Source organism: Clostridium mucosae (assembly GCF_024622765.1).
GTDB lineage: Bacteria > Bacillota > Clostridia > Clostridiales > Clostridiaceae > Clostridium.
On sequence record NZ_JANKAF010000003.1, the window covers coordinates 163,890 to 180,039 of the forward strand.

Annotated in this window: 11 protein-coding genes; all 11 read left to right on the plus strand. The window is 28.4% G+C overall.

What is annotated here, in order from left to right; translation table 11 throughout:
* The first annotated feature begins 5 nt into the window (after window positions 1–5).
* The 11 genes from NSA50_RS05700 (at window position 6) to kdpB (ending at window position 16,148) form a co-directional block, all read left to right on the plus strand.
* A complete protein-coding gene (locus NSA50_RS05700) occupies window positions 6–1,208 on the plus strand; it encodes a type II secretion system F family protein (RefSeq protein WP_257443629.1) in 1,203 nt (400 codons plus the stop codon).
* 349 nt (window positions 1,209–1,557) lie between these two features.
* A complete protein-coding gene (locus NSA50_RS19740) occupies window positions 1,558–1,974 on the plus strand; it encodes a prepilin-type N-terminal cleavage/methylation domain-containing protein (RefSeq protein ID WP_306813905.1) in 417 nt (138 codons plus the stop codon).
* 143 nt (window positions 1,975–2,117) lie between these two features.
* Window positions 2,118–3,314, plus strand: coding sequence for a type IV pilus assembly protein PilM (gene pilM / locus NSA50_RS05710; protein WP_257443631.1), 1,197 nt, complete (start codon window positions 2,118–2,120; stop codon window positions 3,312–3,314).
* A gap of 12 nt (window positions 3,315–3,326) precedes the next feature.
* On the plus strand, window positions 3,327–3,875 hold the full coding sequence (locus tag NSA50_RS05715; protein ID WP_257443633.1) for a PilN domain-containing protein: 549 nt from the start codon (window positions 3,327–3,329) through the stop codon (window positions 3,873–3,875).
* A 1-nt stretch (window position 3,876) separates the two neighbouring features.
* Window positions 3,877–5,154 carry a type 4a pilus biogenesis protein PilO gene (locus tag NSA50_RS05720; RefSeq protein WP_257443635.1) on the plus strand — a complete coding sequence of 426 codons (1,278 nt, stop codon included), beginning with the start codon at window positions 3,877–3,879 and terminating at the stop codon, window positions 5,152–5,154.
* A gap of 8 nt (window positions 5,155–5,162) precedes the next feature.
* The gene (locus NSA50_RS05725) at window positions 5,163–6,083 is read left to right on the plus strand and encodes a type IV pilus modification PilV family protein (RefSeq protein ID WP_257443637.1); all 921 of its coding nucleotides are present in this window, start codon (window positions 5,163–5,165) and stop codon (window positions 6,081–6,083) included.
* A gap of 21 nt (window positions 6,084–6,104) precedes the next feature.
* Window positions 6,105–8,177 (plus strand): hypothetical protein, encoded by a 2,073-nt coding sequence (locus tag NSA50_RS05730; protein WP_257443639.1) that lies wholly within the window; start codon window positions 6,105–6,107, stop codon window positions 8,175–8,177.
* Between the two features lie 13 nt (window positions 8,178–8,190).
* Entirely contained in the window at window positions 8,191–8,787 is a 597-nt protein-coding gene (locus NSA50_RS05735) for a type II secretion system protein (RefSeq protein ID WP_257443642.1), read from the plus strand.
* A 16-nt stretch (window positions 8,788–8,803) separates the two neighbouring features.
* On the plus strand, window positions 8,804–11,659 hold the full coding sequence (locus NSA50_RS05740; protein ID WP_257443643.1) for a VWA domain-containing protein: 2,856 nt from the start codon (window positions 8,804–8,806) through the stop codon (window positions 11,657–11,659).
* Between the two features lie 666 nt (window positions 11,660–12,325).
* The gene (kdpA, locus tag NSA50_RS05745; protein ID WP_257443645.1) at window positions 12,326–14,065 is read left to right on the plus strand and encodes a potassium-transporting ATPase subunit KdpA; all 1,740 of its coding nucleotides are present in this window, start codon (window positions 12,326–12,328) and stop codon (window positions 14,063–14,065) included.
* Between the two features lie 16 nt (window positions 14,066–14,081).
* Entirely contained in the window at window positions 14,082–16,148 is a 2,067-nt protein-coding gene (gene kdpB, locus NSA50_RS05750; RefSeq protein WP_257443647.1) for a potassium-transporting ATPase subunit KdpB, read from the plus strand.
* Window positions 16,149–16,150: the final 2 nt, after the last annotated feature.

Consider the following 16,150-nt stretch of genomic DNA (forward strand, 5'->3'; position numbering starts at 1 on the left):
AAGTTATGAAAAAATTTAAATATAGGGCTATGAAAAATGATGGAACTAAGATAGAAGGAAAATTTGAAGGGAGTTCCAGAGATGATGTAATAAATATGATAACTTCAAGTGGATATTATCCCCTAATAATAGAAGAAATAATTGAAAGTAAACAAATTGAGTTTAAATTTTTTGAAAGAGTAACAACAAAGGATTTAGCAATTTTCTGTAGACAATTTTACACAATGCTAGATGCTGGAGTTACAATAACTACTTGTTTAAATATCTTGTCTAATGAAATTCCCAATAAAAAGTTAAGAGAACTTCTATCTATAATAGAAGATGATGTTAAAAAAGGAGAACTTTTATCAGAATCAATGGCGAAACATAAAAAGTATTTTCCACAGCTTTTAATAAGTATGGTAGAGTCTGGCGAAGTTAGTGGAAATATTGATGAAATGATGCTTAGAATGTCTGTACATTTTGAAAAAGAAAATAAGATTAATAATAAGGTTAAATCAGCCATGACATATCCAAGTATCTTAAGTATAGTAGCTGTGGTAGCTGTTGTGTTTATTATGACATTTGTTATGCCGACATTTGTAGAAATGTTTGAAGGAGAGGGAATAGAACTTCCTTTAATAACAAAAATAATGCTTGGGACAAGTAAGTTTTTAAGCAATAACTTAATTTTTATATTAATAGCTGTAGCAATTATAGTTATACTATTTAATATTTACAAAAAAAGTCCAAGTGGAATAGTGAATATAAGTAAGTTAAAGTTAAAACTTCCCATAATAGGGGCTTTAAATAAAAAGATAATTGTTTCAAGGTTTACAAGAACATTATCTACTTTACTAGCATCTGGAGTGTCTTTAGTACATGCCTTGCCAACAGTTGCAGGAGTGCTAGAAAATAAAATAGCAGAAGATACAATTTTAAAAATAAGAGAAAGAGTGGTAAGAGGAGATGGCTTAAGTGCTCCAATAAGAGAAAATAATATCTTCCCTAAAATGCTTTCATCAATGATAAAAATAGGAGAAGAATCAGGTTCACTAGATGATATTTTAAACAAAACAGCAGATTTCTATGATGATGAAGTTGAACAAGCCATTCAAACAACTACATCAATGATAGAACCATTGTTGATAGTCATTATGGGAGTAGTTATTGGAGGAATAGTAATTTCAATAATGCTACCGATGTTTAATATGTATACACAGATGTAATAAATTGTGAATATAAGGGCTGCGATAACTAGGTATGTTACATAAGCTAAATAGCTGCGTGAAGAAGTACTAGGCTTGTAAGAACTACTATGCCAAGAGTTTTGGTTAACTCGCTACGCTAAAACAAGTAAGCAACACTAAGGCATAGTAGTTCTTCCTTCACCAAGTACTTCTAACTACTGGCTATATGCTTATTTCACAGTCTATTTATCTTCGCCAACTTATATTTGCATTTAAATTACAATTGAAAAAATAAAAGATAAAGCAATTATTTTAATCTTAAATATATATTTAAAATGATTTAAATTGAAAGATTTAATATAAATTAAAAAATCAAGGAGGAATTTACATGGTTAAAAATTTAAAAAACAAGAAAAAAAAGAAAGGATTTACACTTATCGAACTTATCATCGTTATAGCAATTATAGCTATATTAGCAGCTTTTGCTATTCCTAAGTTTGGGGAAGTAAGAAAGAATGCAGCAATCAAATCAGATATAGCGAATGCGAAGACTATAGCAAATGCAGCTACTTATCTTATTTCAGAAGGAACTGTAAATAACGATACAACAGGAGATAAAGTTAGTGCATCTTCAACTGGAAATGGAAAAATCATTTCTGATTATTTACAAAATATTCCAAAGACTGAAGGGTATGATAAGGGTTCTGAATTTTTTGTTATAGTAAAAAATGGAAATGTAGAGGTTTATTCTAAAGCAAATGGTACAAAGTTATTTCCAGAAGTTGTAGCTACAACAACTCCATAATAAGATTATACTTAATATAATAAAAGCAAAATGCAGACAAAATCTGCATTTTGCCCATACAAAAGATTTTTAGATCAACTAAAAATCAACCTTAATTATCAATTATCCATTGTCCATTATAAATTGTATCGTGGGGTGATTTAATGCCAAGTAAAAAGTTCAATTTATCAAAGTTAAAAGAAATAAGTAGTATGGATGTAAAAGACATAGGAAAGTTTTTTAAGAAGGAAAACTCTGAGAATTTGAATTCTTCTTATGAAGGAAATAAAACTGAAAAGAAAAGTAAGTCTAAAGAAAGATCAAAGGCTGTTTTATCTATAGATTTAGGAACTAACTCTATAAAATTAGTGGAAGGTAAGTTTCAAAAAAATAGGTTTAGTTTAAGTAAAGCAATTCAAATACCAACGCCTGAAGGATGTATTGCAGATGGAAAAGTAATGAATCTTCAAGGTGTTATAGATGTTTTGGATTTTATAATAAAGGAAAACGGTATAAAAGCTAAGGATGTAGTGTTTACAACTAATTCATCTTCAATAATAAATAGAGATATTGTAATACCTTTAGTTCAAGAAGATGAAATGGAAACTGTAATTAGATATGAAATACAACAATATTTGCCTATAAATTTAGATGATTACATAATTCAATTTATAGTTTTAGATGAAATTGTTGATGATGCAGGAGCAAAGCTAAAAATAAATGTAACTTCATTTCCAGAAAGAATGGCTTTTGCATATTACAGTGTAGTAAATTCATTAGAGTTAAATCCATATGCATTAGATGTAACTTATAATTCTGTAAATAAGATAGCTAATTATGCTGATTACACATCAAATAATGGACAAGTTATGGGAGGTACTGTTGCTTTTGTTGATATGGGAGCAACCTCTATTAATGTGGCAATATTTAAAAATGGTAAATTAGATTTTACAAGAATGATAAAGTCTGGTGGGGATAATATAGATTATGCCTTAAGCCAAAGCTTGAATATGTCAATAAAATCAACAGAATCTATAAAGATAAAGGAAGGAAATCTTTTGAGTGATGATGATAAAGATATTTCAAACATAACTATAAAAAAAGCTGTTGATGAAATATTAGAAGAATTAGAAAGAATACTGCAATTCTATAGTAATAAATCTAATACAAGTATAGATAAAATATATATTTATGGAGGCTTATCAAATTTAAATAATATTAATTTATATATGAAAAGTAAGTTATCAATTGATACTGTTAAAATAGATGAAATAAGAAATATAGATATAACATCTAAGGATTTAATAAATGAAAATCTTGGTCAATATTTAAATGCCATAGGCGCAATTATAAGATTGTAAGGAGGACATTATATGATAAAAGATATGAACTTTTTTGCACCTTATCAAGGTCAGAAAAAAGAACAAAAAAATAAGAATATTTATGTTTACTCCTTAGTAGGTTTTTTATCTGTAGTTATAGTTGGAAGCTTGGCTTGGAATAGTACAAATATAATTTTATTAAATAGTAAGATAAAAAATTATAATGAAAAGTTAAATCAAGAGGATATCAAAGAAAAGATAGCTAAATGGGATGATATTAGTAGAAAAGATGATATCTTAAATAGATATGATAATGAGCTTAGTAAAATAGTAGGTTCATTAAAAACTAGAGAAGTTGTAACCACAGAATTATTAGATAAATTGAGTGCAACATTACCAACGGAAGTAACATTTAATAGTATAAACATAACTAATACAGAAATTTCTATTCAAGCTGTTTCAACAAGTAGAGTTGCAATAGGGGAAATAGAACATAACTTAAAGAAACTAGATAATATACAAGATGGGTATATTGGGGGAATATCAGGGGATGAAATTTATACTTTTGATATAAAATGTGTATTAAAGGATGTTGAGTAAAATGAATATAAGTAAGAGAGAAAAATATTTAATAGGAATTTTATTAACTGTATTAATATGTTTTGTTTATTATCAATTTATCTATACTAAGCAAGTTGGGAAATTAGCTACTAAAAGAACTGAAAAAAATCAAGTTGAACAAAGATATGAAGATGTAATGGAGAATATATCAAATCTAGATTCTAAAGAAGAAAATTTAAAGATATTAAAATCAACAGTTCTTGATAAATCTAAAAATTTATACCCAACAATAATGCAAGAAAAAATAATAATTGAACTAGATAAATTACTAAATGATAGTTGTCTTAAGGGAAATATTGCATTTAGCCCTATAGAAGTATCATCTGTAGAAAAAATGGTATCACCAGAAATTCAAAAGGAAGAAAGTTCATTAAAAGCCATAGTAGATGAATATTCAGGAGATGTAACAAAAGATGAAAGTAGTAATGTAGAAGCTAATAACGAAAATAATACATCTACTGAAAGTAATGGAGGACAAGCATCTCAAGATTCTCAAGAAGTATCACCTGAACAAAATGGTGCAACATCAGAACAACTTAAAGTTGCAATAAATTTTTCAGGAAGCTATGAAGCCTTAAAAAAGTTCATATCATCAGTACAAAACTATGAGAGAAAAATAGTAATTACTAATATATCAATATCATCAAAATCACAAGAAGAGCTAACTGGAGGCATGAACTTAGAATTCCATGCAGTGCCTAAATTATCAGATGAAGACATGCAATATTTACTTTGGACATTAAACAATGTATATGGAAAAGAAATTTTATTTAGTAGTGGAGAAGCAAGTGGAGCTTATGCATCTACTATAGAGGAACAAAACAATAAAGAAGATATTAATGATTTTGTGATGATGCTAAGATCATCTTTATCTGAACTACCTACAGTAACTATTGGTAGAGCTAAGGATGAATCAAGGGAAAGTTATATTTATTCAGATAATGATAAGGTTGAAGAAGTGGAAATAATCTTTGATGAAGCAGAAGGAAAAACATATTATAAGTATAAAACAGCTGATTCATATTATCCTAAAGACAATTCTTCAGAGGGGAAAGAGTTTACCTCAAAATCTGATGATATAGTTTTTGAAATAATGAGTGAAAAAAGGGGAGAAAGCTCAGACAATTCAGGAATAAAGTTAAAAGTAGTTAATAATACATCTAAAAAGGTTGAAATCATAGTTAAAGATGATGATACTTCAAATCCTAGAGTTTCAGTAACAAGTGAAGGTAATACTGTAAATGTTACTAAGAAGTAGGTGTTAATATGAAAAATAATAAAGTAAAAGCAAAGAAAGGGATGACATTAATTGAGGTAATAATTAGTGTTGCCCTTTTATCAATATTAATAGTGCCTTTATCAGGTTTAGTAATGTCTAGCTTAAAAAATAATATAAGTGCAGAGTACAGACAAAAAGCAAGTTATATTGGACAAAAGGTTTTAGAAGAGCTAAAGGCTTACGATAAAATAACTTTAAAGAATGATACTGGAAAAAAATATTTTGAACTTTTAGATGGGGATGAAATAATTCAGGATTTAAAGGCGGATTCAACTGGGAATACCTTTAAAGGAAGCTTTGATAGAACTATATATGGAGGTGCTTCTGAGTCAGCAGGAAAAGATGACAATCTTTATAATGTTGAAGTTAAGCTAGAAAAGGATTTGAATTTTCAATATGAAAATGTAAATAACCTAGATAAAAATAATAATGCAGCTTTTATACTTAATTTTCTTAGAGATAGTAGTAACAACAATGTAATTAAAATAGAAGATAACCCTGACAATAGTTATGCTGTTTCAAATGAATTAATAATGGAATTAGATAAGAACTCAAATAACCTAATTGTATATAAAAAAAATGAATCTACACCTTTAGTAACTGTTAATAAAACGAAAGCAGATAATAATACTATTGTTTTATATATTAAAGAAGGATTTTCTCGAAATGTAAACATAGAATTCAAAAATAACACAGAAGAAATAGTAGAAATTCAATTAATAAGTGGTGATAATAATTATTCTAAGTTTAAGATATACTCAAGCATTGGGGATGTTATTTTATATGAAGAAAAGCAAATAGAAGAAAATCCAGTAGCGGATATGTATAACTATAAAGTTATAGTTAAAGATAGTGAAAATAATACTTTATTTGAAGGCTCTTCAAGTAAAAATGTGAATATAAAATAGGTTTATGGAGGTGAATTATAGATGAAGGCTAGAAAAAAGAAAAAAGGATCTACCTTTGTAATAGTAGTTGTAGTAATGGCAATTATATTTATGACAGGAACTACTATATTAGCAGTTACAGCAAATGATTATAAGATGAGAATAAATCAAAGTAAAAAGATTCAAAACCTTTATGAAGCAGATTCAGGTCTAGATGTAGTTGAAAATATAATAATAAAAACCTCACAAGAAGCCATAAAATATGCAGATAAAGAAGTTAAAAAGGAATTTACAAAGTTAGAAGAGAAAGATAGGACTAAGGAAAATTTAAATAAAGTTTTTAGTAAGTATTTTTTTGAATTCTTAACTGAAAAAAACAAACAGAAATTTAGTGGAGTAGATTTGGATATTTTACAATACTTAATAATTGAAAAGAAGTATATAAAATCAATACTAGAAAGTGGAACTTTAGAATTTGAGTCTGCAGTAGATAATAAAAAAGATACATTTAAAATAGAGATACCAGAGAAGGGTTACGAGTTTAAGAAAGATGACAGTATTACAATAAAAGTTAATTCAATCTTTGAGAGTGCTGAAGGAGAATTAAAAAATAAAAAAACAATTTCTACTACTTTTAAAGTGGTAGCTCCAGAATACAATTCTAAAATAACTTTAATAAGTATTCATCCTATTTTTGATGGAAAAGCAATAATAGCAGATGGAAATATGAATATTGAAAGCTTAGTAAATAAAAGCGTTGTAAATATAAGTGGTGATATATGGATAAAGGGAAATAATAATTTAGGAGAAAAACCAGAGTACACTTTTGAAAAGTATATAGGAGGAATAAAGCTAGATAATACAAGCTTTAATATTAATGGAGATATATACACAGCAAATACTTATCATTTAAATAATAATGCACAAAGCACAGTAAATGGAGATATATTTGCTAAAAATATTTATGTAGGAAAGTCTATAAATTCAAATGTTTCAAAATCAAATAATGTAACCTTTGGAAATAATGTTATTGTAAATAATGATTTAGCTTTAAATGCTACAAATAGCAATATAGTAATAAAAAATAATTTTTATGGGATTAATGATAAAACAGTTAAGAAAGTAGTTGATTTTTCAACAGCAGATAAAGATTTAAATTCTAGTAGTATTATTGTAAATGATATAAGTAAAACTTCTACAATTACAGTAAATAAGGATTCTTATATTATGGGAGTTGCTTATTTAAATGCAACAGATGAAAGTGGAAATAAATATCAAACAGGAGAATCAGTAGCAGTAAAGGGAAATTATCTAGCTTATACTGATGTTGAGGATTTATTAAATGGAGCTACAAATGTTACTTTAAAATATTATTCACCGTTACAGCTATTAGAAAGTAAAAATGGACAATCTGATGCGGCTATGAAGGCAAATTATTTCTCAGATTATTATTCTAAAAATAATTCTTATAGTTTTAATGATGGTGGTGTTAAGCTTAAAGGAATAGTTAAATCTGTTGGAGCAAGTGTTAAAGATAGTAAAGGAAACGTTCAAAAATCTAATATAAGTGATAGTGATATAAGTATAGTAAATGAGAAAAGAAATGAATTTGCAAGAAATGTATTTGCTATGGGGGATGCTACAGGATATGAAAACCTGTATGATGGACAAGAAGTTAAGAGAACTGTTGATAATCAAATTGATTTCAGTAAGATTTCAAGTGTTGAGAATAAACCTTTCAATACAAGTGAAGGTATAGTAATTTTAAAAGGTAAGCAAAATGACAATATTAAAATAAAAGATAATAAATATAACGGACAAACTATAAATAAGGGGTTAATAATAACTAATGGAGATATAACAATAGAAGGTGAGTTTAATTTTACAGGAAATATAATTACCACAGGAAATATAATTTTAAAAGGTGAAGGAGAAAAAAATATAACTTATGATCCACAAGTTGTAAGAAGTATTTTAGCTTTAAATCATGATTTATTAAAAGACATATTTGTAAAATCACAAGGTGATAGAGAAGAAGTAAAAGTTACTTCAGCTTCAGAGCTTTATAGTGTTGATAAATTCCTTACAAAATCATTATGGAGAATTGTTAAATAGAAGAGGTGGAATTATGAGAAAAAAGGCAAAAGGGTTTACTGTATTAGAACTTATACTTACATTAAGTCTAACAGTTGTAGTGCTTGTAGTAGTTTACACCTTTTTCTTTAGTAATAGCAAAACATTAGCAAAAACAGAAATCAATTCTGATTTGCAATTAGAATCAGAAGCGATTCAAAAGGAATTATTACTATATGGGACACAAGCAGAAGGAATAAGTAAGCTAAATAATGTTACTATTAAAGATACTAATAAATATAATTATGAAGGATCACTAGATGATAATGGAAAGCTAGAAGTAGAAGAATTAAGGTTTAAAATTGGGGAAGAGTATTTTACATTTATATATGATAAGAGAAATAATAAATTAACTTTAAAGAAAGTTAATAAAGATGGGGATGAAGTTACAGACTCTAAATTAAATCTTCCTAAAATATTATCATCTAATGTTACAGAATTTAAAGTTAGGCCTTTAGATTATAGAATGAATCCAAAAGGGAATTTTAAAGAAACTACAGGCTTGGAAATTTCGCTAGTTTTAAATAAGAAAAAAGGATACTCAGATGTGACTATACCATTAAGTGTCATAGTTAAGTTTAGAAATAAATAATATGGGGAGGGATAAAATGGTTAGTAAAAGAAAGTTTAAGATAATAAGTATTATAACAAGTTTATTTGTTATATCAACTTTAATATCCCTTAAGAGTTTGAATGCAAATGCAAATATCGTAAATTCAAAACCAAATTTTACGATTACTAATTTAAATGCATCACCAAATCCTGCAAAGGTTGGAGAGGATATATTGGTTTCAGGGAAAATAGTACCTGGGAATTTTGAGACATCTGCACAGCAAAAGGAGATAATTTTAGTATTAGATACTTCTGGGAGTATGAGGGATGAAATAAAAAATACATGCACCAATGATAGGTTAAGGTATTGCACAAGACATGATAGTAGTGATCCAAATCATCATAAGTTTATATTATCTCATATTTGGGTAGATGATTACTGTCTTGAACATGAAACCAATGGAAAGCATAATACAACAAGGATAAATGAATTAAAAAAGGCAGCAAAATCATTTATTGAAAAAATGAAGGATGTTCCTAACTTAAAAATTGGTATAGTGGAATATGCATCAAATGCAACGAAAGTATCCGACTTGAAAAATGCTAATGATATATCATTAATAGAATCTATCAATGGACTTAGAGCAAATGGTGGTACTAATATAAGAGAGGGATTAAGAAAAGGAACATATTTATTAAGTAGAGAAAATAACAATGCAAATAAAACTATAGTTTTAATGACTGATGGAAATCCAACATATTATTCTAAATATGATCAATTAGATGATACTGATCCTACCCCATATGGTACTGGTAATTCAACGACTAGCGATACAATGACATATACTAAGAATTTAGCTAAAGATCAAATAGGAGCTCGGAAATATAATGCTTATTCAATTGGATATGGACTAGATAGTAACGGAACCAAGTATCTAAAGCAAATACATACATCCATGAAAAACTTGCCTGATGATACAGATATAAAAGAAAAGGATGGATTTTTTTCTAAAAGTGATGGTTCAATAACAGAGATATTTAATCAAATAGCTGAAAATATAAAAAATAGTTATGAATTAAAAGATGTGTCTCTAGATATAAATCTTAATCAATCATTTGCTTTGAATTTAGGAGGAAATGAAGTGAAGGTTGGGAATATAGTTTATAATAAAATATCTGAAAATAAGAGTACAGGGAAAATTATATATCATGCAGATCCAATTAATTTTAGTTTTATAGTAAAAGGTAGTCAAGTGGGACAATCACAATCAATATTAGATAATATAGATATTAAATTTTTATTTGAAAATGAAAATTTAACTGTAGAATCCAAAGCTGATGTAAAGGTAGATATAGTATCAAATGAATTACCTAATATTTCAGCAAAGCTTGTAAGTGAAAATATACAAGAGATTAAAAAGGATGATGAAATAACTATTAAATATGAAATAAATCCAGAGGATTTTGTTTATAATAATTCTTCTAATAAAGGGGAAAAAGATGTTGTTTTCTTGATTGATATATCAAAAAATAAAAAGGATAATGGAGAATATTTAAACATGATAGATACTCATGTTACGGATAGCATATTTAATAATACTATTAATAATAGTGATTTAATAAAAACTAATACTAAATATTCAATTATAACTTTTAATAGTGATGCTAAAAGGCTTTTTGATTTTAATTATTTACCTGATAAAGATACAGGAAGTTATGAAAATAGTATCAATGAGAAATATATTAAGAAAATAGATGAAAGTGGTGATAAAAGAGATATCGGAAAAGCTTTGGCTTTAGTAAATGAAACTTTTAATTCAGCAAGAGCAAATACCACTAAAAGTATAGTTATAATCTCAAATAAAGATGTTAACTATACCAGTAATGATTATAAAAATATTATTAATAAGGGATATAGAATAATAACTCTTTCTTTCAATAATGAAGAAAAGAAAAGCAATTTATATAATCTTCATAAAGCATTAGGAGGAAGTGATGAAGATATTATATATGCTAAAAATGATTTTAATAATATAAGAAATTCAAATTTTAAAACTATAACAGAAAAGCTTATGAGTTCTGTAAAATATGTTTCTTATGAATTTAAACCAGTTATAAACTTAAATTTAGGAAGTAATTTTGAACCAGTAGCAGGAATTGTAAGATCTACAGAAAGTGGTAAGCAAAATATAGGAATAGTAGAAATTCCAACTATAGTATATAATTTAACTCAAAATAATAATTATCATGCAGAAGGTAAGGCAATAGAAATTAAGTTAAAAGCTAAAAATCTTAAGCCTGGAACTTATAACTTCGGGACAACATCAGATAACAAAATGATATATAAAAGTATTATTAACAATACAGTAAGTACCAATATAGAAACTCCAATAATTACAGTAAAAGAAGAAGTCAAAAATCTTATTCATGGCTTATACAATGGGGTCATAGATAAAGAGGTAGGTATTCAAGAAAACGACAATAAAGCTTTTGAAATAGCACAAGACTCAACAGTAACCTTCGGAGCTCAATTTACATTAAGCGGAAACAATGTTGATTTTAATTTAAATATAGATAATAAATTCAAAACTGTAAGTACAAATGATATTAAGATATATAAAGTTTTAAAAGATTCATCAGGCAATAGCATATTAACAGAGATAACAAATGGAAATAGAGCTATAGAGAGTCAAGGCGATAATAATTTTAAGATATCTATTAATAATATTAAAGAAAGCAACCAGACATCAGAATCGGATATATTAGTTATATATCAAGCCAGGGTTAAAGATGAGCTTTCAATGTCACAATCACTAACAAATGAAATTAAGTTTAGTAATTTATCAAAGAGTGTTAATATAATAACTCCACAGGCATCTGATAAAAGTCCGAGCTTGCCTGATTTATTTTAAAAATACACAAAAGAACATACATTTTTAAGGTGGTCGCGTTTCGCGCCCCCCTTATAATTAATATAAAATAAATAATATTTTAAGGGTCTCACGTTTCGTTATATCCTTGAATTTAAAATAAATTATCATTTATATTATCTTAGTTTTAACTAAGAATTTTATAGGATATGATAATATATATGCTTAATGATAATTTATTTTAGTTATATTGGAGTATTTAACCACATGTGAAATTAAAAATATAAGATGGAAGCAAAGAACTGAAAAGAATGCATGATAAATTAGAGAAGGAATTATAGGAAATGTATGGATTATTAGATAAAGATATAAATTATATTATTAATACACTAATAAGATTCCAAGAAATAGAGAAGGCAATTATCTTTGTGAGTAGAGCAAGGAAAATTGGAAAAGTAATATACCAAAAATAATAAGTACTTTTTAAGGAGGTCGCGAAACGCGACCTCCTTTTTTTATAAACAAAATAATCTTTATACAATCTTAATGTCATACTTATTAATCCTAACACTATCTTTATATGGATTTTTATATAATTTTAGATGAAAGGGGGAAGAAAATAATGACAGTAGTTACTATTTTAATTGGTTTAGTAGCCTTAGCGCTATTTGTTTATTTAACTTATATTTTACTAAGGGGTGATAATGAATGATTAACTCAATAATACAGTACGCATTATATTTGATAATTTTAGTTGTACTAGCTATTCCGTTAGGAAAATATATTGGGAAGGTAATGAATGGAGAAAAAGTTTTCTTAAGTAAGATATTAAATCCAATAGAAAACTTTATATACAAGATATTAAGAATAGATAAAGATGAGGAAATGGATTGGAAGAAGTATTCAATTTCAGTAATTGCTTTTAGTGTTATAGGATTTGTAATTTTATTTTTGTTACAAATGGTACAAGGTATATTGCCTTTAAATCCTGAAGGCATTAAGGGAATGAGTTGGCATTTAAGTTTTAATACAGCATCAAGTTTTGTAACTAATACAAACTGGCAATCATATTCAGGTGAAAGTCAGGCAACTTATTTAACTCAGATGATAGGATTAACAGTTCAAAACTTTGTATCAGCAGCCGCTGGTATAGCAGTTTTATTTGCACTTATAAGAGGCTTCACTAGAGTAAAAGAAAAGACTATAGGAAACTTCTGGGTAGATGCTACAAGAAGTACAATTCATATTTTAATGCCATTATCAATAGTTGTTTCATTATTAATAGCATCTCAAGGAGTTGTGCAAAATTTTTCATCATATCAAGAAGTTGAATTATTACAACCTATAACTCTTGAAGATGGAACAGTTATAACAAAACAAGTTGTCCCTCAAGGACCAGCAGCAAGCCAAATTACAATTAAGCAATTAGGAACTAATGGTGGTGGATTCTTTGGAGTTAACTCAGCTCATCCGCTAGAAAATCCTACACCTTTTTCAAATGCAGTAGAAATGTTATCAATACTAATAATTCCAGCAGCTTTATGCTTTACATTTGGGAGAAATATTAAGGATAAAAGACAAGGTAGAGCAGTATTTATTGCAATGTTTTTAATGCTAGTTATTGCTCTTGGAGTAATAGCAGTAAACGAAGCTAATGCAACACCTCAATTAGCACAAAATGGATTAGTAGATATATCTACAATTAATCAAGCTGGTGGAAATATGGAAGGTAAAGAAACCAGATTTGGTATAGCTTCATCAGCAACATGGACAGCATTTACAACAGCAGTAGCTAATGGATCAGTAAACTCAATGCATGATAGCTATACTCCTATAGGGGGAATGGTGCCTATGCTACTTATGCAGCTAGGTGAAGTAATATTTGGTGGAGCTGGATGTGGATTATATGGAATGTTAGCCTTTGCGATAATAGCAGTATTCATGGCAGGTTTAATGGTTGGAAGAACTCCTGAATATTTAGGAAAGAAAATAGAACCATTTGAAATGAAGATGGCAATGCTAGTTTGTCTTGCAACACCAATTGCAGCATTAGTAGGAAGTGGAATTGCAGCATTAGTTCCAAGTGTATTAGATAGTCTTAGTAACTCAGGTGCACATGGTTTTTCAGAAATGCTTTATGCATATTCATCAGCAGCTGGAAATAATGGGTCAGCTTTTGCAGGATTTGCAGCAAATAAACCATTTATAAATGTTAGTTTAGGATTGATTATGTTATTTGTAAGGTTTGTTCCAATGATAGCAACACTTGCTATTGCGGGTTCATTGGTTCAAAAGAAGAAGGTAGCAGTAAGTGCAGGAACATTACCAACACATGATGCATTATTTGTAGGTCTTTTAGTGTTTGTAGTACTTTTAGTTGGGGCATTAAGCTTTTTCCCAGCTCTTGCATTAGGACCAATAGCTGAATTCTTCCAAATGATAGGATAGAATGGGGGGATAATATATGAAAAATAATAATAGTATTTTATCTGATAAAAAAATGGTAAAAAGAGCAATTAAGGACTCCTTTGTAAAGTTAAATCCTAAGATACAAAAGGACAATCCTGTAATGTTTATAGTATATATAGCTTCTATTATAACAACTATTTTATATTTTGTAGCTTTACTTGGAATTAAAGACAATTCTCCAGGTTTTATATTGGGGATAACAATTTTACTTTGGTTTATAGTTTTATTTGCAAACTTTGCAGAAGCAATTGCAGAAGGGCGTGGTAAGGCTCAGGCAGATGCATTACGTTCAGCAAAAAAGGATGTTGTAGCAAGTAAAATATTATCAGCAAAAGAAAAAGATAAAGTTGTAAAAGTAAATTCAACAGAACTAAAAAAGGGTGATATTGTTATTGTTTTTGCTGGAGAACAAATTCCAGCAGATGGTGATGTTATTGATGGTGCAGCTTCAGTTGACGAAAGTGCAATAACAGGAGAATCAGCTCCTGTTATCCGTGAAAGTGGTGGAGATAGAAGTGCAGTAACAGGTGGAACAACAGTAATTTCTGACTGGCTTATAATTAAAGTAAGTAATGATCCTGGTGAAAGCTTCATGGATAAAATGATAGCTATGGTAGAAGGTGCAGCTAGAAAGAAAACACCAAATGAAAAGGCACTTGAAATATTATTAGTAGCACTTACAATAATTTTCCTTATAGTAACAGTTTCTTTGTACACTTACTCAGTATTTATTTCTAATGAAGCAGGTATGGTAAATAGTACTTCAATTACTTCATTAATTGCATTGTTAGTTTGCTTGGCGCCAACAACTATAGGAGCTCTTTTATCAGCAATAGGTATAGCTGGAATGAGTAGATTAAATCAAGCAAATGTATTAGCAATGAGTGGAAGAGCAATTGAAGCAGCTGGTGATGTTGATATATTAATGTTAGATAAAACTGGAACAATAACCCTTGGAAATCGTCAAGCTAGTGAATTTATACCAGTTGATGGAGTTGATATAAAAGAATTAGCAGATGCAGCTCAATTAGCATCTCTTGCAGATGAAACTCCAGAAGGAAGAAGTGTAGTAATTTTAGCTAAAGAACAGTTTGGCATTAGAGGAAGAGATATGAGTAGTCTCAATGCAACCTTTATCGAATTTACAGCTAAAACAAGAATGAGTGGAGTAGATTTCAATGGAAATGAAATAAGAAAAGGAGCTTCAGATGCAGTTAGGAAATATGTTTTAGAAAAAGGTGGTTTCTTTTCAAAGGAATGCGAAGAAAAGGTTAAAGAAATAGCTAAAGTTGGAGGGACTCCTTTAGTTGTTGCTAAAAATAATAAAGTACTTGGAATAATACACTTAAAAGATATAGTTAAACAAGGAGTAAAAGAAAAATTTGCAAATCTTAGAAAAATGGGTATTAAAACCATAATGATAACTGGTGATAACCCACTTACTGCAGCAGCAATAGCAGCAGAAGCTGGAGTTGATGACTTCTTAGCAGAGGCAACACCAGAAGGAAAGCTAGATATGATAAAAGATTTCCAAAAGAAAGGGCATTTAGTTGCAATGACAGGTGATGGAACAAACGATGCCCCAGCTTTAGCACAAGCAGATGTTGCTGTTGCAATGAATACAGGAACACAAGCAGCAAAAGAAGCTGGAAACATGGTTGATTTAGATTCATCACCAACTAAGCTTATAGAAATTGTTAGAATTGGTAAGCAGCTTTTAATGACAAGAGGATCACTAACAACATTTAGTATTGCAAATGATATAGCAAAATACTTTGCTATAATACCACCATTATTTTTAGGGCTTTATCCTGAACTACAAAAATTAAATATAATGAAATTAAGTAGTCCAGAAAGTGCAATACTTTCAGCTGTTATATATAATGCTTTAATAATAATAGCACTTATTCCATTAGCATTAAAAGGTGTAAAATATAGAGAAGTTCCAGCTAGTAAGTTGTTATCAAGAAATCTTTTAGTGTATGGTCTTGGAGGAATAATAGCTCCATTTATAGCAATAAAGATTATAGATATAATAATAACTATGCTTGGTTTAGTATAATA

Excerpts from the sequence above, each read along its gene's own strand:
- NSA50_RS05735 (WP_257443642.1), top strand. The coding sequence starts at position 8,191 with ATGAGAAAAAAGGCAAAAGGGTTTACTGTATTAGAACTTATACTTACA.
- pilM (WP_257443631.1), top strand. The coding sequence starts at position 2,118 with ATGCCAAGTAAAAAGTTCAATTTATCAAAGTTAAAAGAAATAAGTAGT.
- NSA50_RS05740 (WP_257443643.1), top strand. The coding sequence starts at position 8,804 with ATGGTTAGTAAAAGAAAGTTTAAGATAATAAGTATTATAACAAGTTTA.
- NSA50_RS05715 (WP_257443633.1), top strand. The coding sequence starts at position 3,327 with ATGATAAAAGATATGAACTTTTTTGCACCTTATCAAGGTCAGAAAAAA.
- NSA50_RS05725 (WP_257443637.1), top strand. The coding sequence starts at position 5,163 with ATGAAAAATAATAAAGTAAAAGCAAAGAAAGGGATGACATTAATTGAG.
- NSA50_RS05720 (WP_257443635.1), top strand. The coding sequence starts at position 3,877 with ATGAATATAAGTAAGAGAGAAAAATATTTAATAGGAATTTTATTAACT.
- kdpB (WP_257443647.1), top strand. The coding sequence starts at position 14,082 with ATGAAAAATAATAATAGTATTTTATCTGATAAAAAAATGGTAAAAAGA.
- NSA50_RS19740 (WP_306813905.1), top strand. The coding sequence starts at position 1,558 with ATGGTTAAAAATTTAAAAAACAAGAAAAAAAAGAAAGGATTTACACTT.
- kdpA (WP_257443645.1), top strand. The coding sequence starts at position 12,326 with ATGATTAACTCAATAATACAGTACGCATTATATTTGATAATTTTAGTT.
- NSA50_RS05700 (WP_257443629.1), top strand. The coding sequence starts at position 6 with ATGAAAAAATTTAAATATAGGGCTATGAAAAATGATGGAACTAAGATA.
- NSA50_RS05730 (WP_257443639.1), top strand. The coding sequence starts at position 6,105 with ATGAAGGCTAGAAAAAAGAAAAAAGGATCTACCTTTGTAATAGTAGTT.